We start from the raw sequence: 20308 nt of genomic DNA, 5'->3' as shown, positions 1-20308 counted from the left end.
CCCGGGGGAGAGGGAGAAAACCGGCACCGGACGTTACCCCGCACTCGGTCAGTTCCCTCTCCCTAAGGGAGAGGGAGAAAACCGGCACCGGACGTTACTCCGCACTCGGTCAGTTCCCTCTCCCTTAGGGAGAGGGTTAGGGAGAGGGAAGGGACACCGTACCAGCAATTCCCCTCACCCCGGCCCTCTCCCCAGGGGAGAGTGAGAAAACCGGCAACGGACGTCATCCCGCACTCGGTCAGTTCCCTCTCCCTAAGGGAGAGGGTTAGGGAGAGGGAAGGGACACCGTACCGGCAATTCCCCTCACCCCGGCCCTCTCCCCGGGGGAGAGTGAGAAAACCGACACCGGACGTTACCCCGCACTCGGTCAGTTCCCTCTCCCTTAGGTAAAGGGAGAAAACTGACACTGGACGTTACCCCGCACTCGGTCAGTTCCCTCTCCCTTAGGGAGAGGGTGGCTTTGTACCCGCCATCCGCCCTTTCTCTGGGGAGAGGGCGCAGCCCGCAACTGACCACCATGCCGGATTTATTTTTCCCGCGCGGCCTTACCGCTCGCGAAACGCTTCCGCTCTGGCACGCAGGATCGGCTTCATCAGATATGCCAGAATCGTTTTCTTGCCGGTAATAATATCCACCGAGGCCACCATGCCAGGAATAATCAGCAGCGGCTTGCTGTCGCTGCCGAGGTGGTTTTTATCGGTGCGCAGGCGGATCACGTAATAGCTTTTACCGTCTTTATCGGTCACCGTATCCGGGCTGATTTGCTCAAGCTTGCCCTCCAGCCCGCCGTAAATGGTGTAGTCGTAGGCGGTAAATTTCACTATCGCCCGCTGACCGGGATGCAGAAACGCAATATCCTGCGGGCGGATTTTGGTCTCAATCAGCAGCGTATCGTCGAGGGGGACGATCTCCACCAGGTCATTGCCCGGCTGGATCACGCCGCCGATAGTATTCACCATAAGCTGCTGCACGATGCCCTTCACCGGCGACGTTACCAGCGTGCGGTTAACGCGGTCTTCAATGGCTTTTCCTGACGCTTCAATCTTACTCAGATCGGTGCGCGCCTCGTTCAGTTGCGACAGGGCATCGCTGCGATAGCGGCCTTTGGTTTCGCCAATTTTGCTTTGGATCTCTTTAATCGCCGCTTCCGCGCCGGGAATGGAGAGCGTCACGGAGTCCAGTTGCCCGCGCGTCTCTACCTCCGAGCGCCGCAGCCGCAGCACTTCGACTTTTGAGATGGCACCTTTGGCGACCAGCGGTTCGGACATTGAGATTTCCTGCTGAAGCAGGCGCAGGCTGTTACGGTACTGCGCCAGCTTAGACTGATAGTCGAGCAGTTCCTGCTTTTTCTGGATCAGTTGTTCGTTCAGGCCCGCGATTTCGTCCTGAATACGTTTATTTATGCTGTTAAACAGCTCGATTTCCCCCTGGGCGATATCGGGAGCCTCTTTCACGATAGCCGGGTCGAGGACCAGCGTTGGCCGATCGCCAAGCTGGGCGTTCAGACGCTGAATACGCGCCTGCAGCGACAACCGATCCGCTTCGCTCTCACCCGCGTTGGACTTAAAGCGGGTATCGTCCAGACGCAGCAGCGGCGCGCCTGCATGCACCACTTCGCCTTCATGCACGAACACCTGGGCGACAATACCGCCTTCCAGATTCTGCACTTTTTGCAGACGGGAGGAAGGAATTGCCTTCCCTTCGCCGCGCGTCACTTCATCAATGCTGGCGAGGGAGGCCCAGGCGATCAGCGCCATAAAAAATGCGAAAATCGCCCACAGAGTGATCCGAACGACGCGCGGAGAATCCTCCAGCAGCGCTTTATTCACTTCGCTGGTTGAGAAGGCGTGCGCTTTTTTATCGCTGAACAGCCAGTTCAGCAGGCGGCTAAGCGGATTAGCGGTTCGCATGGATCTGTCCTTTTTTCAGCGCGCTCATCACGCTCTCTTTCGGTCCGTCGGCAATGATTTTACCGTTATCGAGAATAATCAGGCGATCCACCAGCGACAGCAGCGAGGCGCGATGGGTCACCAGCAGCAGCGTCTTCTGGCTGATGACCGGAGCCAGCGCTTTTTTAATCAGGTCTTCGCTGGTGTTATCCATTGAGCTGGTAGGCTCATCCATTAACAGCACCGGCGGGTCGAGCAGCAGCGCCCGCGCCAGCGTCACCGCCTGGCGCTGACCGCCGGAGAGGTTCATGCCGCGCTCGCCTACCTGCATACTGTAGCCGGACGGGTGACGGCGGGCGAACTCATGCACGCCGCTAAGTTGCGCCGCGCGCAGCAGGGTCTCTTCGTCAACGTAGCTGGCACCAGAGACCAGGTTGTCGCGCAGCGTACCGCTGAACAAGTACACATCCTGCGGCGCATAGCCGATGTTGTGCCGCAGATCGTGAACGTCGAGTTGCCGGGCATCAATGCCGTCAATCAGCACGCTGCCCGCGTCAGGCTGATAAAAGCCGAGTAGCAGCTTCGCCAGCGAGCTTTTGCCGGAGCCGCTGCGCCCGATAATGCCGACCTTTTCGCCGGGCGCGATCGTCAGCGACACATTGGTCAGCGCCGCATACTGATTATCAGGGTAGCTGAACGTCACGTCGCGTAACTCAATCGCCCCGGACAGCGTTTCGCGTTTCAACGGCACCTCGACCTGTTCGCTTTCCTGCTCCAGCGCCATCATGCGGTCGATGGTCACTTTCGTCATGCTGGCCCGCTGATAGCGCGTCACCAGGCTGCACAGATGCCCCACCGGGATCATCGCGCGGCGGGTCAGTAAATAGCAGGCAATCAGCCCGCCCATACTGAGATTGCCGCTGATGATGATATAGACCCCGGCGACGATAATCGTCACGCCGCACGCCTGCTGGAGCCAGGTAGTAAAATTGACCGCCACGTAAGAGAGCGATTTCACCCGCATTTCCAGCTTACTGAGCTGACCGATAATCTGCTCCCACTGATACTGGCGGTCGCTCTGCGCATTGTTAATCTTGATGGCGTCCAGCCCGCCCAGCGTCTCAATCAGCATCGCCTGGCGCTCGTTGGCCAGCTTGTACGTTTTTTCAATGGTCGACAGCAGCGGACGCTGGATAGCCCAGTTCACCAGCAGCGCGATGGGATAGGCCAGCAGCGGGATAAACACCAGCGGACCGCCGATAATGCCGATCACCAGCAGGATCAGCAGCGTAAAGGGCAGGTCGATCAGCGCGGTCAGAGTGAGCGATGATAAAAAATCCCGCAGCGACTGGAACTCCTGAAAGTTCTGCGCAAAGCTGCCAACCCGCCGGGGTCGGGTTTTCATTTTCATCCCCAGCAGCCGTTCAAACAGTGCCGCCGAGACGATGAGATCGGTCTTTTTTCCCGCCAGATCGAGGCAGATACTGCGTAATATCTTCAGGACAAAATCAAATACGAACGCGATGGTGATGCCGATCGCCAGCACCCACAGCGTGGCGGTGGCCTGATTGGGCACCACGCGGTCATACACGTTCATCACGAACAGCGGCGTCGAGAGAGCGATAATATTGATGATGAAGCTGGCGACGACCGCATCCACATACAGGAAGCGCGAGAGCTTCAGCGTGTCCCGGAACCAGGCTTTGGTGCGCGGAATGGTGGCGGTGGGTTGATTAACATAATCGTGCTCTGGCTGGATAAAAATCGCCGTCCCGGCGTAATCCTCTTCCAGCGCCGCGCGCGATACCGTGACCTCACCTCCCTCTGTTTCGCTGGGAAGCAGGCGCGCCTGGCCTGCGTCATCCCAGCCAATCAGCACGGCGGCACGTTGCTGACTTAGCAGAACGATAGCCGGAAGCGACAGGGCGGTAATTTTTTCCAGCGGACGCTGGAGGGCTCTGGCTTTCAGCCCGGCACGCTGCGCCGCGCGGGGAAAGGCACTTAACGTCAGCGAGTGCGCCGCCAGCGGCAGCCCGGCAGTGAGCTGGGTGCGGGTGGTCGTCACGCCGTGCAGGCGGCAGATCACCATTAAACAGTCCACCAGCGGATCATCATGACGCTGACGCGGATCGTTTTTTAATGTGTTATCGACGGGGATGTCGGGAAGCTCGGTGTAATCAGCCATAACCTGACCTTAGGTGCCATAAAAAACGGGTTATTCCATCAGGAATAACCCATCAGAGATCCTAAAATAGTACGCTATTTAAGATCGGGTAACTCAGTTTTTGACGTCTGCATCTCATCCAGCGGCTGGGCAGCGGACGGCGGCTGGATATTCAGCGTTTTCAGCAACATGCCGGTACGGGCGCTGATGCGATAGGTGCTGAACATCTCGGTAAACTGCATTTCAACGTAGCGCCGCTGGGCGGTGAACACTTCGTTTTCGCTGTCCAGCATATCCAGCAGGGTACGGTCGCCGAGGCTGAACTGTTCCTGATAGGCGGTGCGCACGGTCATACTGCGCTCCGCATACTCTTTGGCGACAGGCACCTGTTTTTCCGCGTTTTGCAGGGCGTTCCACGACAGCCGCAGCTCTTCATTAAGCTGGCGCAGAGCGTTATTTCTGACGTCTTCCGCCTCTTTCATCTTATAGGCGTAAGACGTTAACGTGGCCTTATCGCTGCCGCCGTTATACAGGTTGTAGCGCATCCGTACCATCGCCTGCCACTCCTGGCTATGACCGCGCGTGCCGTCGATGTTGTTATCCATCGTCCGGCCCAGCTCCATATTCACGTTCGGGTAAAAACGGGACTTCTGCGCTTCATACTGCTGGCGCGTTGCCTCGACGTCAGCGGCGGCCTGTTTTAACAGCGGGCTGTTTTCCAGCATGTCGCGTTTGGCCTGTTCAAGCGAGTCGGGCACCGGGAACTTCATCGGCATCGCGAGATCGACCGGTTCACTGCCGGTCACGCTTTGATAATTGGCTTTAGCGTCTTCCAGATTGGTCTGTTCGGTCAGCAGGTTATTACGCGCCTGCGCCAGACGCGCTTCCGCCTGTTCGTAGTCCGCCTGACGTCCGACGCCCTGCTCGGTGCGCAGCTTAATCTGATCGAACACGCGCTCGTGGTTCTTCAGATTCTCTTCCGCCAGCGCCACCATTTTCTGGCGCATCAGCACGCCGATATAGGTCTGCACGGTGGTCAGCGCGGTGCCTTCGCTGGTATTGAGCACCGTCCACGCGCGCGAGTTCACCGTCGCTTTCTGCCGCGCGACCTCGCTGGTGGTCGCAAAACCGTTAAACAGATTTTGCGTCAGGTTAATGCTCGACTCGCTGCGGTGTAAATCACGCAGATGATCGCCTTCCGCGCGGGTGGTGGAGTTATCGGTCTGCTCCCAGCCGGTGCCCGCCTGGAGATCCAGCGACGGCAGATAGCCGCCCTGCGCAGAACGCAGATCCTGATCCGCCGAGTAGCGGCTGTTGGAGGACGAACTCACCTCCGGGTGCCATGCCAGCGTATCTTTAATCGCTTTTTCCAGCGTGGTGGCATGCGCCGCCCCGAGCGTCAGCAGCGGGAGCGAGATCCCTAACAGTAATTGGCTGCGATATTTCATATTGTCGTCCTTTTCCTGCGATCATTTCCCTGATTGTTGGCTTGCTGCCCATCAGAGATGATGTCTTCAGATAATTAACGTTTAATTTCCTGGTCAGACTGTATCGGGGGTTCCCGCCCCGAGCCCAACCTGTCTGCGTTGAGACAGTTCATCGCCGCCGTTTCTCTTCGGGAAGAGGAGCAACGGCGACGGGCCATTTTTAGCTGTGCAGCTCTTCCGGTTTGGCGATCAGATTTTCAACCAGCGACTCGTCAACGGCATGATAACTGTCGGCTTCAGGCGCAGCGGGCGCATCATGCTCAACCGGTGCGTCCGGCGCGATGGTGTGGAGCAGGCTGCTGATATCGTGGCTGGTGTCGGCATCGCTCATCACATCGCTAAGCTGGATCGGATCTTCCGGCGTCAGGATCGCCTGGGCCGCGTGCTCATCCGATCCATGATGATCGGCAGAGGTCTGCGCGTTATCCGTTTCGTCAGGGTGATCCTCGCCCAACAGATTACTCAGCGACGTTTCCTGCGACCCCGCCGCGTGCTTTTCCGGCGCGGTAACGCTGTTTTTATCGGCGCTTAGCGGCAGTTCGCTATCATCAATCAGCCCGGCAGTTTGCTGCGCATCGCTGTCGTGAGCGTTCGCTTGCTGGTTGTGGTCGTCGGCAGGCTCGCTGTGCGTATTGGCCTGCTGGCTGTGGTCGTCGGCAGGCTCGCTGTGCGTATCGGCCTGCTGGCTGTGGTCATCGGCAGGCTCGCTGTGCGTATTGGCCTGCTGGCTGTGGTCATCGGCAGGCTCGCTTTGGTTATCGGCCTGCTGGCTGTGATCTTCAGCCTGCTGATCCTGTGTATCAGCCCGCGCGTGCGAGGTATCGCTGCTGTCTTCGTGCGACACCATCAACGTATGGGTGGTCATCTCCGCATGCTGCTCATCCGCGCTAAGGGCATGTTCACTGCTATCAAAGTGCGTGCCGTTCTCACCGCTAATGGTGAATTCTGTCTGATGCTGATCGGCCACGGTAGAGTCGACGCCCAGCGTAATCTCGCCCAGTTTGCTCTGGCCTTCCGGCAGATCCACCGACAGTTGCCCATCGAAGGTTGAGCCATTAAGCGTCAGCGTATAGACCCCGTGATCCCAGGTGGCGGTAATATGATTGCCGGTAAAGGTCGCGCCTTCAGGGATACCGGACAGCGTGATCTGCGTTAAATGGGCATCGGCGACATCGCTGGTTAACGCCAGATGGATATCGACGGTAATATGGTTCACCGTAGTGGTCGTGACCGTCGTGGTAGTACTGCCCGACGAAGACGTCGTGCCATTACCAAAAATCACGCCTTCAATATGGTTAGCGTTTTCATACAGCCCTTTACCGGTCGTTTTATCGACGATCTTCAGGCCGTCATAGGTATTATTCTGCGTGGCGGCATTATTATTCGAGCTATAGCTGACGTTATAATTCTCGCTATTACCGCTGACAAAAATATAGTCCTTGCCGACATCGCCCTGCTGCACGCCGCCGTTACCGGTAATCCCTTTCAGATCCCTGAACTGCGCCTGGCTGGGCTGCCAGTCACCCTGCTGGTAATAGCCGCCGGTATGACTGCCGACGACAAAAATATCGGTATAACCCTTCGCTGAATTATCCGTATTGGCATTACTGGACTGATCGTAATATTTAATCTGCGACGCGCTGTCATGATCGGGAACGCTATCCCCGGCGATCTTGCCATCCGGGCTGGTCGGCGTCAGCCAGACCCGCACATTGGAGCCAATGGCAACAATCTTGCCATCCTGAATATCAAACCCGTTAGGGTCCTTGCTCCCACCGTTAATATGGATGACCTCACTACCGGTCTGCACGGCAGTTTGTGAGACATCAACATGGACGTGGAGATCGGTGTCGGAATCGGCGTCGGAATCAGAGTCGGAGTCGGCATCGGCGTCGGAGTCCGCGTCAGAATCAGCATCCGCATCGGAGTCGGCATCGGCGTCAGCATCAGAGTCCGCATCTGCGTCGGCATCGGCGTCTGAGTCTGCATCGGCGTCGGAATCCGCATCAGCGTCCGCATCGGCGTCAGCGTCTGCGTCGGAATCTGCATCAGAGTCCGCATCAGTGTCGGAATCAGAGTCAGAGTCGGCGTCGGCGTCGGAGTCCGCGTCGGAATCTGCATCCGAGTCCGCATCTGCATCCGCATCCGCGTCGGAATCTGCATCAGAGTCCGCATCTGCATCCGCATCCGCATCCGCGTCGGAGTCTGCATCCGCATCCGCATCCGCGTCGGAGTCTGCATCCGCATCCGCGTCGGAGTCTGCATCAGCATCCGCGTCTGCGTCGGAATCTGCATCAGAGTCCGCATCTGCATCTGCGTCGGAGTCAGCATCAGCATCCGCATCGGCGTCGGAATCCGCATCGGCGTCCGAATCGGCATCTGCATCTGAATCCGCGTCTGCATCCGCGTCGGAATCAGCATCCGCATCGGCGTCTGCGTCAGAATCCGCATCCGCATCTGCGTCAGAGTCAGCATCGGCATCCGCATCAGAATCCGCATCCGCGTCTGCATCAGCGTCGGAATCAGCATCCGCATCGGCGTCAGAATCGGCGTCCGCGTCTGCATCCGCATCGGAGTCGGCATCCGCATCGGCGTCAGCATCCGCATCCGCATCAGAATCGGCATCTGCATCAGCATCAGCATCTGCGTCAGAGTCTGCATCGGCGTCAGCTTCTGCGTCAGAATCTGCATCTGCATCGGCATCCGCGTCGGAGTCCGCATCGGCATCTGCGTCCGCGTCCGTATCGGCATCGGCATCAGAGTCGGCGTCTGCGTCAGAATCGGCATCTGCGTCCGCGTCAGCATCTGCATCGGAGTCGGCATCTGCGTCCGCGTCTGCATCTGAATCCGCATCGGAGTCGGCATCTGCGTCAGAGTCGGCATCCGCATCAGAATCTGCGTCAGAATCCGCATCAGAGTCTGCATCGGCATCGGAGTCGGCATCAGAATCTGCGTCTGCATCTGCATCAGCATCGGCATCGGCATCGGCATCGGCATCCGCGTCGGAGTCTGCGTCAGAATCGGCATCAGCATCAGCATCGGCATCTGCATCGGCGTCAGCATCTGCATCGGAGTCCGCATCAGCATCCGCGTCCGCGTCCGCGTCTGCATCGGCGTCTGCGTCCGCATCCGCGTCAGCATCGGAGTCAGCATCCGCATCCGCATCTGAGTCCGCATCGGCATCTGCATCTGCATCCGCGTCGGAGTCCGCATCGGCATCAGAGTCGGCATCTGAGTCAGAATCCGCGTCCGCGTCAGCATCGGAGTCCGCGTCAGCATCGGCATCTGCGTCCGCATCAGCATCCGCGTCCGCGTCCGCGTCTGCATCGGCGTCTGCGTCCGCATCCGCGTCAGCATCGGAGTCAGCATCAGCATCCGCATCCGCATCTGAGTCCGCATCGGCATCGGCATCCGCGTCGGAGTCTGCGTCGGAGTCTGCGTCAGAATCGGCATCAGCATCGGCGTCTGCATCAGAATCCGCATCCGCATCCGCATCTGCGTCAGAGTCCGCATCGGCGTCAGAATCCGCATCGGCATCTGCGTCTGCATCTGAATCCGCATCTGCGTCCGCATCGGCGTCAGAATCGGCATCTGAATCCGCATCCGCGTCTGCATCGGCGTCGGAATCCGCATCGGCGTCAGAATCGGCATCTGAATCCGCATCTGCGTCCGCATCGGAGTCCGCATCGGAGTCCGCGTCAGCATCTGCGTCAGAATCCGCATCGGCGTCGGAATCCGCATCTGAGTCCGCGTCAGCATCGGAATCGGCGTCTGCATCCGCATCCGCATCTGAGTCCGCATCGGCATCTGCGTCCGCATCGGCATCGGCATCGGCATCCGCGTCGGAGTCTGCGTCAGAATCGGCATCAGCATCGGCGTCTGCATCAGAATCTGCGTCCGCGTCCGCGTCTGCGTCGGAATCTGCATCGGCATCGGCATCTGCGTCCGCATCGGCGTCAGAATCGGCATCTGAATCCGCATCCGCGTCTGCATCGGCGTCGGAATCCGCATCGGCGTCAGAATCGGCATCTGAATCCGCATCTGCGTCCGCATCGGAGTCCGCATCGGAGTCCGCGTCAGCATCTGCGTCAGAATCCGCATCGGCGTCGGAATCGGCATCCGCGTCGGAGTCGGCATCAGAATCTGCATCAGCGTCCGCATCCGCATCCGCATCGGCGTCAGCGTCCGCATCAGAGTCCGCATCTGCATCTGCATCAGCGTCGGAATCGGCATCGGCGTCAGCATCAGAATCCGCGTCGGCATCAGCGTCAGAGTCCGCATCTGCATCCGCATCGGAGTCAGCATCAGCGTCCGCATCGGCATCAGAGTCCGCGTCAGCATCGGCATCTGAGTCAGAATCGGCGTCCGCGTCTGCGTCCGCATCCGCGTCAGCGTCAGAATCCGCATCTGCATCCGAATCCGCATCGGCATCAGAATCTGCATCAGAGTCTGCGTCCGCATCCGCATCCGCGTCGGAATCAGCATCCGCATCGGCGTCAGCGTCTGCGTCTGCGTCAGAATCCGCGTCCGCGTCCGCATCGGCATCCGCGTCGGAATCTGCATCAGAGTCCGCATCGGCATCTGCGTCTGCGTCAGAATCCGCGTCTGCATCTGAATCCGCATCGGAGTCGGCATCTGCGTCAGAGTCGGCATCAGCATCCGCGTCTGCATCTGAATCCGCATCGGCGTCGGAATCTGCATCGGCATCTGCGTCCGCATCGGCATCGGCATCCGCGTCGGAGTCTGCGTCAGAATCGGCATCAGCATCGGCGTCTGCATCAGAATCTGCGTCCGCGTCCGCGTCCGCGTCGGAATCTGCATCAGAGTCCGCATCTGCGTCTGCGTCAGAATCGGCATCTGAATCCGCATCAGCGTCGGCATCTGCATCAGCATCCGCGTCGGAATCTGCATCAGAGTCCGCATCTGCGTCTGCGTCAGAATCGGCATCAGCATCGGCGTCTGCATCAGAATCGGCGTCCGCGTCTGCGTCGGAATCTGCATCCGCGTCAGAATCGGCATCTGCATCCGCATCCGCGTCGGCATCTGCGTCAGAATCAGCGTCCGCATCAGCATCCGCATCCGCATCCCCATCATTCAAACGCGTGAGTTCATCTGGCGGGGTGCCGTCGGGGAAGTCGAGGCCGATGGTGGGGTAGCCTGCGGTTGGGTTAAGGATCTCGGCGGTGAGGTCGAGCACAACGTGGGTGTGCGATCCGCCACCGCTGCCGCCAGTGACGGGGCCGTCGGCGTCAGCCTGTGGGCCCGCGGCAGGAGCTTCGAGGGTTTGCGTCGGGTCCTGACCGTCAGCGATGGCCTGCTGTAAAGCGGCGACGTCATCCTGCTGGGTGGTGGTGGAGTGGGTTGAAATGGCGTTGCCATCCCAGGTGGTGTCGCGGCCAAGTGCGAGAGTTTTGCCGTCGTCCAGTGAAATGCTGATCGCGCCCGATACGCCGGTTTGTATCTGTTCACCGTTAACAAGCCGATCGCCTTCGAGCAGCAAACGCCTGCTCCCGTCAGGAGCTACTGCGTATACCTGTCCGATGACGGTTTTAACGATCCCACCCACGCCGCTCATGTCATTTTCCTCGAAGGCCTGCGCCCATCCGTTCATTCCGCCTGATTTTTGAGCACAGAATACCAAAAGTGCGCTATTTAAGCATTGCTAAAATCCAATCTTAGTAAATAAAAGTAACACTTACGCAACGTGATTTTTTTGATTCAGGTATGATTTTGGTTAAGTGATTACTAAATTAGAGGAAAATATGAGAGATGATATGAATGGATTGTTAACTAATGATAGCAGGCTAAGAAATGGGTCAGGTATTTGTAAACGATTTCTGCCTGCTTTAGTGGGTGAGTGTGTAGCGTGGCTAAATTAAACCTTCGTCTTCATCGGCGATTAATCCTTCCAGACCGCTGAGCGTCCGGCGCGCCTGCGCACGGTTGATCAGCTTCATTTGTGCGGCGGGCGGCAGGTCGGTAATGCTGATCACGCCTTTACTCATCAGCACTTCGATCAGGTCCTCCAGCACGCGAACCATCTCCAGATCGCTTTGCCGCAACTGTGTTAACGTCGCATTTTTATACCATTCGCTTAGTTCGGGCGTCAGATCGGCGCTCTGTTCCGTCATTGCGTTAAACGGCTGATCCTCAAGCCGGACAATCCGTCCTCCGGCATCTCGCTCGATATAGTACATGGTCAATCTCCTTGTTGAATCAGCCGGGTGGCATCGCCAAAATAGCGTCCCATCGCGCCGTAAAGACCGATTTTTTCGAGGACGCCGAGTTCGCCTTCCGTCTCCACCCGTTCGGCGATGAGGGGAAGGTTGATCTGCCTGGTCGCCCAGTAGATCGCTTCGATAAACAGCTTTTTGTCATTTTCAGTATCAATATGACGAATGTAGCCGCCATCGACTTTGATCCACGCCAGCCCCCACTGCGGCAGGTTGCCGATGAGGTGAAAACGTCCGCCAAAGTGCTGGATGCCGAGGCGGCAGCCGGTCTCACGCAGCTTTTTCACCAGCGTATTGACGCGTTCAGTGTCCGGCAGTTCGTTTTCATCAAGCTCCAGCGTCAGGCGGGCGGCGAGGTGCGGGACCTGCTTCAGAGGATGCAGCAGCGCGTTCAGGCTCTCGTCGTCCGCGACGCTTTCTCCGCTGATGCTAAGCGCGAGGCGATCGTCGTTGTGTTCCATGGCGCGCAGGGTCTGGCGCAGCATCACCAGATCCATCCGGCGGCCCAGCGCGAGCCGGTGGATCCACGGCATAAAGCGGCCTGCCGCGATGATTTCGCCGTCCGGCAGCTTGATACGCGCGAGAATTTTGTGGTGCAGGGGTACATGCTGCTGATTACATTCAAAAACCGGCTGCGAAAACAGCGCGAAAGACTCGTTTTGTAATACCGCCGTCAACCGGTTATGCCAGACATGGTGATCGTCTTCGGCTTCCGCTTCGGCACCGGCCAGCGGCTCGCCGCTGTGAGTGGCAAAATAGCGCATTTCGGTTTCCGCCATCGCCAGCGCCTGATCCGCCTGGGCAAGTACGGCCTGCGGCGTGTCGCCGAAATGATAGGGCACCTGCGCAAAATGGGCGACGGGGGAGACGTCGCTTAAGCCAGTCTCATGCAGCGCTTTGAGCTGGGTGCTGAGCATGTTGACCAGCGTATCCATCTCCTGTGGCAGTATGCCGGGAACGATCAGGGCGAATTCGCCGCCGCGCACGCGGGCCAGCAGGCTGTCGGTATGATAAAAGCGCGCCTGGATCTCCGTCAGCAGCCGGGAAATCGCTTTTAAGAGCTGGTCGGTTTTTGCACCGCCCATACGCTGGTTCAGGCCCATCAAATCCTGAACTCGCAGCAAAATAAGATGCCCGGACGCTTTCTCTTCATCGCTCAGGCGGGACTGCAAATGAATATCAAAGGCGCGGCGGTTGCTTACGCCGGTGAGCGGGTCGTGATAGGCCTCCTGACGCAATGCCTCGGTGCGCTGTGCCTGCTCGCTGAACAGCGCTTTAAGCTGGGTGACCATCATGTTGGTGGCTTCGACCACCCGACGCAGTTCGGGCGTTTTTGGCAACGCGGGCAGGTTCAGAAACTCGCGGCGGCTGATGGCCATGGCCTGTTCGACGATGTAGTTCAGCGGACGCAGGCGACGACGCAGCAGCAGGGTGGCACCGAGCACGCACAGCGCGCTACAGCCGACCAGCCACAGGAAGCTGGCGATGGTGCTGTCCCACAGGCGCGCGAGGGCAAACATCGGATGGCTGACCACTTCGACGCGCGCGGCCTGGGTCCAGCCGCGCATGACGATAGCGTCGCCCATGCCCGGATTGAGCGCCACGACGTCGGCAAACCACTGCGGAACGCTGGCGTTCTGCGGGGTGTCACGGCGCTCAATCAGCGGCTTGCCGGTTTTAATGTCGACCACCCGGATGCTGTAAAAATAGCCGCTGTCGAAAATAGAATTGACCATCAGTTCGGTCATGGTCGGATCGTCGATATGCGTGGTCAGCGACAAACCCAGCGCGGTCGCGGCATCCTGGGCGTGCGCGCTCAGCTGATTACGATACTGCTCGCGTGAACTCTCCAGCGTCACCACAAAGTTGCCGCAGAAAAGAAAAAACGTAAACAGACATATGCCGATCAGTAGCTGTTTATAAAGGGACATGGCTACTTCCTATTCATTAAGTTCAAATCCTTCTGCACGCATTCTGGTGAGAAGATCCTGCCAGCGGGAAAGCCGTTTGCTGTCACCCACACGCTTATTTCCTCCCGCCTGCGGTAGCCATAATCCCTCACCGTTAAATGCATAGACGGGGAGCAGATCGGTGCGCTGCGTGGCGGGTAAAATAGCCGTTTTCAGGTTATCAAGAACAAGGGGGATCGCCTCCGGCGTGGAATACCAGGTGACGACCATATGCGCCTGATTCAGCTGTAACGCCTTAACATAAGTAATACGTAGCTGGTTAGCAGGAACCCCAATTTCACGGAGCGTGAAATATTTTGCGATGGCGTAATCCTCGCAATCTCCTGCACCTTTGCGTAAAAACTCAATCGGGGTGGCCCAATAATCCTGTTGTTGCCAGACTACACTATCATCGCGAAAGTCCATACGCGTATTAAAGAACTGATTTGCCAGCGCTAATTTCTCCTGCACGCTGGCGGAGCGGGCATTATTCAGTAACGCCGCCCATTCATCAATGCGCTGCTGGGCGGCGGGAGACGCCGGGCCATATAGCTGTCGGGTGCGCTGCTGAATGGCATTAAAGTCCCAGCCTGCGCCCAGCCCCGGCGATATGACAAGCAGCGCCAGCAGCCAGAACGATAACCATCGTTGCCGGTTGGGGGCGGTGTTAATACCAAAAAGGCATCGGCTCATCGATCATATTCTGGGCAGGCGAGCTAGCGAGTATAATCTGGCCCTGCCGCATCGTTCAATGACGGCGAACCGTTTCGGCGGTATTTGTGATAAGCCACATAGCCGGAAAGATAATGCTCAATATCGTCGATCCTGACGCGATAACTGTGATGACGAATAAAAAAACTGCCGACAATGCGCGGCGGATTTTTAAAAAACATCGCCAGCTCCGGCCAAAAAAAGCCATTTGCCAGATAGCGCGCGCGGATTTCCAGCGCCTCATAAAAGTCCTTAAGCGGAAAGTCTTTAAGTAAGTGCTTATGTTCTGAATCAGCCAGACGGGTAAGCATTCGTGAGGCCGCCATCATTAATTCCAGCAATGTGGGGTAAGTGGTAATACGGTTGCGCACAAAATCAAGATGGTCGCGGACGTTATCCAGCCCGAACTGATAATAACGCTCCAGCGGGCGATAAAGCGTGAGCTCGTTAATGCAATAACTTAACCAGTGGTCGTGTGCCTGCCAGTGTTTTTGCGCAATAAAATATTCCACCGCCCGTTCAACCATCTCCAGCCAGCGTGATTGTCGGGTTAAGCCGTACAGCCGCATTAAGGCGAAAGCGGCTTCACCGTCGTAATAAATAATCCGCTGTTCCGCTTTAAGAGACAGATCGGCGGCATGTAAGACGTGGACAAAGCCGCCAGTCTCCGGGTTCTGCATAAAGTGGATGCCGTGGGCGAGGCGCTCCATTTGCGCCAGAAAACGGTGATCTCCGGTCAGGGCGGTGTATTGCGTCATTGCCAGGATGGCGACCGCGTTGCCGCCGAGTTTGATTTCGTCACCGGTATCCACCAGAAAATCGGCTTTACTGCCGTCCGGCAGATCGTAAGACTTAATCAAGTGGGTGGAGAGATCGTCCAGCGCCCGGACGATCGCGGCAAAATGCGCCGGATCGCCGGTTTCTTCCCACCCTTCCAGCAGTGCGTAGGTCGAGCTGGCATGACGCAGGGCGTTGTAGGTCGGAATGGCGCGGTCAAAACAGGGGAACCAGCCGTAATCATAGCGACCCGATTTTTTCACCTGACGCGCCAGATAATCGGTGCTGCTGTGGATCATCTTTTCCAGCGCCTGATCCTGCCAGCGGGTAAGCTGCCGGTAGCCGGAATTTTTGCCTGTCGATTCAATCAGTAACGCGTCTTCACCTTCGGTAAAAACCGCACGGGTGGTGAAGCGCCAGATAAGCTGGTCCGCGTTCTGCGGCCAGGCCAGTTCATGGTTAAAACGCCGCCGGGAAAAGGACGTCAGATTAACCGCATTGGGCGTGGCGACGCCTTCCGTGCCGATATACATCAGCGCCCCGGCGGCAATTTCCTGTTCAAGAATGGCGTGGGTAAACGACGGGTCAAAACTCAGCCCAAAACGGAAATAGTTACGTTTGGTTTTGCCAAGCTTGCTTTGCAGGACATCCCAGCGCAGCGCTTCGACCTGATTTACCCTGTCTACCCGCAGCCAGACAGGTTCACGCGGCTGTTTTTTTTGCCAGCGCTGGAGTGCCTGCGCTCCGGCTTGCCACGCTAAATCGAACGTCGCGCCGTGCGCAATGTGCGTCCAGGCACGCGTTTTACCGTCGCAGAGACTGAAAAAAATCACCTGCCCCGGATGCGTTTCAGGGAGCGGCGGGATAGCGAGCTGTTCGGCGGCGGGGCGCAGGCGCGCCAGTAAATGACTAAGTGACATGGTTACTCCTGCATCCTTTGCGAGGTTCAGCGGCACAGGCGGGTTTTATAGCACAGATTAATATTATTGAAATATGCCGCCGCGTCGGTTGGCTATCCTCAGGGTGGAAAGTATATGATTCATGTGACTAATTAATAGCGTGGACAAAAAGGAGACAGCGTGGGCGAGCAAATGACGCAGGCGGCAGAGGAACTTCCCGCTTTCTGGACCGCAAAGGATGTTGAACAGGCAACCGCTGGTAGCTGGTTTCGTCCACCGTCACCGGGATGGGCGGCCACCGGGCTGTCTATTTTTGCGCCTGCCATGCAGCCCGGCAATATGGCTCTCGTGCGCTCGGCTACCGACAATTGCGGTATGCTGGCGAGCGTGGTGGCCAGAATGGCCGTGCCGCCTGCCTGTATTATCACTACCGATCCGCAGCAAATTAAGCAGCCGGATATTCCTGTCTTTCAGGTCGCCGACGGTACAGAGGCGCTGCTGGCAATGGGGCGCTATGCGCGCGATCGCCTGCGCGGCAACGTCATTGGCGTGACCGGTAGCGCGGGGAAAACCACCTGTGTGGCAATGCTGGCCAGGGCGCTTTCCGCGTGGGGAGCCGTCGGGCAAAGTGCGCATAATGCCAATCTACCGCGCGGCGTGGCGTGGAATCTGGCGTCCATCGCGTGGGATACGCCAAACGTGGTGATTGAGATGGCGATTGGTCGTATGGGCGTCAGCGCACGGATGGCGCGTCCGCAGGTAGCGGTTTTTACCAATATTCAGCCCGCGCACCTCGGCGAAAAACATACCCTGCGCGATATTGCGGTAACGAAAAGCGCGATTTTTTGGGGAATGGCGGCGGGCGCTACGGCGATCCTCAACCGCGATATGGCAGAGTTTGAAACGGTGCGCGACGAAGCGCTGCGCCGCAAACTCATCATTATGACTTATGGTTGTCATCCTGAAAGCGACAGTCGTCTGCTGCACTATGACGCCGACGGGCATCAGGTGCAGGCGCAGATCGGCGGGCAAACGCTAAATTATACACTGGCGGCGGCGGGCGAACATATGGCGATTAATAGCCTGGCGGTGCTGACGGCGGTATCCGTTTTGCACTATCCGCTGACCCCGGCAATTGAGATGCTGACATCTTTCATGCCGCTGGCCGGGCGGGGCAGGGAGATCGCGGTGGAGATTAACGGTTGCGCCTTTACGCTGATTGATGATGCCTATAATGCGAATCCCGGTTCGATGAACGCGGCGCTGGCGAGCTTAAGCGATGCGCGCCCGGCGGGGCGGCGGCTCGCCATTTTAGGCGAAATGGCCGATTTAGGCTCTGAGGCGGTGAATTATCACACCGCGCTGGCGCCAGTCATAAATGACAGCAATATCGATCGGGTATATATGGTTGGAGAAAGTTATCGCGCCTGCTGGCAGGCGTTAAATGATAATAAAAAGGGACGTTATTTTGACAGCATTGACGCGCTGAAGGCAGAATTATTAAGCCAGCTACGTTCCGGCGATCGGCTATTAATGAAGGGATCGCACAGCGCGAATATTCATCAACTGGTTGACTGGATTGTGGCGCAGAATCAGCCCGGTTCCCGGCCTGCGTGAGATTCACCAATTCAATAATAACGCCGGACAGTTCCCTCTCCCTGGGGAGAGGGTCAGGGAGAGGGAGAGAGGATGTCCCCGAAGCCCCTCACCCCGGCTTTCCGTTCCTGACCCGCATTAATGCCGGATTTATCAATACGGCGTTATTCCTTTTCCAGATTCACAAACTCATCTTTTGCTTTCTGTAGCTGCTGCTGGAACTGCGGGTTGGAATGGAGCGTGGCGACAATTGCCGAACCCACAATTCGCGCGGCATCGACATCGCTCTGCCAGTGGTAGCCGCAAATTACCCGGCTCTGACCCAATTCAAAACCACGCTTCAGGATTTTATCCTGATCGGTAGGATTGATTTCCGTCAGCACCAGCGCGGTTGCCCAGCCAATGGAAGTATGCCCTGAAGGATAAGAGCCATTGGTGGACAGCTTATCCTGCTCTTTCGTGTTACAGGTCGGGACGCCATAAAAAGCGAACGGTCTGATTCGCATATATTTTTCTTTCGCGCCTCGGGTCGCCAGATCGCCCGCATCTTCAATCATATTGGTTAACAGCTTATAAATTTCGGGAGAGTCTTTCTGTGTAATCGGATGACCGAAGGCTTCAGAAAAGGCATTTGCCACGCCACCGGCGGCAAGATCGGCATCCGCCGCAGCCTGCTTGCCGCGTTCAGTATTGCGCAGCATACGGCCTTTCTCATACATCGCCTGATCGTTCATAAACAGAATGCTGCCCACTTCCGGCGGCGGCGGTAATAAATCGAGGCTATTAATAGCCTGATCGTTTTTCAGATAATACAGGTCAGGTTTCGTCGTAACGTCATTACCCTGGGGATCCGCTGCAAAGGCATTGAATGATAATAAAGTAATGCATAATGACAATAGTGCTTTTTTCATGGTCAATCCTCACCTTTTATGGGCGTTTATACGCATGAAAATTATACGATATATGCCTGAAAAGGGCTGTGACTGCGATCTCGTTTGAAACAAAAGTGTAACATTTGCTTTAACGGTATGAAGTGATTATTAAAAGGGACGTCCCCCAGACCTGTGATTTAACTCTCACTACCTTGTACGGCAACACAAAAACGCCTGGATAATTACCCAGCGCTTTGGGTTGCGACACATAGGTTAGCGTATTTCTTCTTAATATAATGATCTTCTCGTCATGACCATTATGTCAGGCGTGATTAAACAGTTGGCATATTTATCACTATTGTATGGGTTATTAAAAAACGCAACATCCTTGTTGCCACGTTAATTCAGGGCGCTATTTTATAAAAAGGAAATTGGCAATAATGACTATTCAGACGTTTGTCCTTGCACCTGACTCTTTCAAAGAAAGTATGACCGCGAAAGAAGTTTGCGTGGCTATGGAAAAGGGACTTAAAAAAGTCTTTCCTGACGCGCGTTATATTCATGTCCCGATGGCGGACGGCGGCGAAGGCACCACGCAGTCGCTGATTGACGCCAGCGGTGGAGAATTATTTTCTCTGACGGTGACCGGCCCGCTGGGAGAGCCGGTTGACGCCTGCTACGGCATTATGGGCGATGGAGAAACGGCGGTCATTGAAATGGCTTCTGCGAGCGGTATTCAGCATATCCGCCGCGAAGACCGTAATCCGCTTATCACCACTACCTATGGAACCGGGGAGCTTATTCGCGCCTGTCTGGATAAAAATATTAAAAAGCTCATTCTTGGTATTGGCGGCAGCGCGACCAATGATGGCGGAGCGGGAATGGCGGAAGCGCTGGGCGTTCGTTTTTATGACGCCACAGGGGAGGCGCTTCCCAGGGGCGGCGGCGCGCTGGCGCAGCTACAGCGTATAGATGTCTCCGGCCTCGACAGCCGACTGGCGAAGATTGACATTCAGGTCGCCTGCGACGTCACCAATCCTTTATGTGGTCCCCAGGGGGCATCCGCCGTTTTTGGTCCGCAGAAGGGGGCAACCCCGGCGATGGTCGATCGGCTGGATGCCGCGCTTGCACACTACGCCGCCGAAATCCGCCGTACCCTCGATAAAGATGTCGGCCACATTCCCGGCGCGGGTGCCGCAGGCGGACTGGGCGCTGGCCTGCTGGCATTTACGGCCTGCCAGTTGCGTAAGGGGGTCGATATTGTGATTGAATACAGTTGCTTGCGGGAAAAGCTGGCTGGCGCTCAGTATTGCTTTACCGGCGAAGGCCGGATTGATTCGCAGACTCAGTTTGGCAAAATCCCCCAGGGCGTGGCCCGTACCGCGCTGGAAAATCACGTCCCGGTGATTGCGGTGGCAGGCTCCATTGGCGACGGGATCGACATTCTTTATCAGGAAGGCATTCATGCCATCTTTGGCATTATTCCGCAGGCCAGCGGCATTGAGGAACTTCTCAGTAACGGCCCGTTAAATATGCAGCGAACCTGTGAGAATATTGCGCGGCTGATTCATTCATCACGGTAATCTTTTTTCAGGTGAATCTTCTACAAGATATTATCCGTCAGAGCATTACGGATAATATCTTTGCTAATAAAAACTTCCGCATTTTATGCAGAATATTATTTTACTGGTTGCGATATAATATTCCAGATTACTCTCTTTATTACGTTAT

Annotated in this window: 11 protein-coding genes; 2 read left to right on the top strand and 9 right to left on the bottom strand. The window is 56.9% G+C overall.

All coding sequences use genetic code 11. The features are described 5' to 3' along the window. Window positions 1-545: 545 nt before the first annotated feature. The 8 genes from RT197_RS15390 to RT197_RS15355 form a co-directional block, all read right to left on the bottom strand. Window positions 546-1910 (bottom strand): HlyD family type I secretion periplasmic adaptor subunit, encoded by a 1365-nt coding sequence (locus tag RT197_RS15390; RefSeq protein WP_312952028.1) that lies wholly within the window; start codon window positions 1908-1910, stop codon window positions 546-548. Continuing rightward, entirely contained in the window at window positions 1897-4074 is a 2178-nt protein-coding gene (locus RT197_RS15385; RefSeq protein WP_312952027.1) for a type I secretion system permease/ATPase, read from the bottom strand. The genes RT197_RS15390 and RT197_RS15385 overlap by 14 nt, the downstream gene beginning before the upstream one ends. Before the next feature lie 74 nt (window positions 4075-4148). Further along, complete coding sequence (locus RT197_RS15380; RefSeq protein WP_312952026.1) at window positions 4149-5501, bottom strand: TolC family outer membrane protein; 1353 nt, start codon at window positions 5499-5501, stop codon at window positions 4149-4151. Between the two features lie 199 nt (window positions 5502-5700). Then, window positions 5701-11115, bottom strand: a complete 5415-nt coding sequence (locus tag RT197_RS15375; RefSeq protein WP_312952025.1) for a hypothetical protein — start codon at window positions 11113-11115, stop codon at window positions 5701-5703. Between the two features lie 295 nt (window positions 11116-11410). Beyond that, window positions 11411-11737, bottom strand: coding sequence for a tryptophan synthase subunit beta (locus RT197_RS15370; RefSeq protein ID WP_312952024.1), 327 nt, complete (start codon window positions 11735-11737; stop codon window positions 11411-11413). A 2-nt stretch (window positions 11738-11739) separates the two neighbouring features. Continuing rightward, window positions 11740-13704, bottom strand: a complete 1965-nt coding sequence (gene lapD / locus RT197_RS15365; protein ID WP_312952023.1) for a cyclic di-GMP receptor LapD — start codon at window positions 13702-13704, stop codon at window positions 11740-11742. A 9-nt stretch (window positions 13705-13713) separates the two neighbouring features. Then, window positions 13714-14415, bottom strand: a complete 702-nt coding sequence (lapG, locus tag RT197_RS15360; protein ID WP_312952022.1) for a cysteine protease LapG — start codon at window positions 14413-14415, stop codon at window positions 13714-13716. A gap of 23 nt (window positions 14416-14438) precedes the next feature. Next, window positions 14439-16130 (bottom strand): Mur ligase, encoded by a 1692-nt coding sequence (locus RT197_RS15355; RefSeq protein WP_312952021.1) that lies wholly within the window; start codon window positions 16128-16130, stop codon window positions 14439-14441. 159 nt (window positions 16131-16289) lie between these two features. Here RT197_RS15355 and murF point away from each other — a divergent pair, with 159 nt between their 5' ends. Beyond that, window positions 16290-17726, top strand: a complete 1437-nt coding sequence (gene murF, locus RT197_RS15350; RefSeq protein ID WP_312952020.1) for a UDP-N-acetylmuramoyl-tripeptide--D-alanyl-D-alanine ligase — start codon at window positions 16290-16292, stop codon at window positions 17724-17726. Between the two features lie 143 nt (window positions 17727-17869). On the opposite strand, the gene phoC is transcribed toward murF, so the two are convergent. Next, window positions 17870-18616, bottom strand: a complete 747-nt coding sequence (phoC, locus tag RT197_RS15345; RefSeq protein ID WP_312952019.1) for an acid phosphatase PhoC — start codon at window positions 18614-18616, stop codon at window positions 17870-17872. A 401-nt stretch (window positions 18617-19017) separates the two neighbouring features. Here phoC and RT197_RS15340 point away from each other — a divergent pair, with 401 nt between their 5' ends. Further along, window positions 19018-20160, top strand: coding sequence for a glycerate kinase (locus RT197_RS15340; RefSeq protein WP_312952018.1), 1143 nt, complete (start codon window positions 19018-19020; stop codon window positions 20158-20160). Window positions 20161-20308: the final 148 nt, after the last annotated feature.

This window comes from Superficieibacter sp., assembly GCF_032071645.1.
Lineage (GTDB): Bacteria > Pseudomonadota > Gammaproteobacteria > Enterobacterales > Enterobacteriaceae > Superficieibacter.
This window is presented reverse-complemented; position numbering and strand designations above follow the sequence as displayed.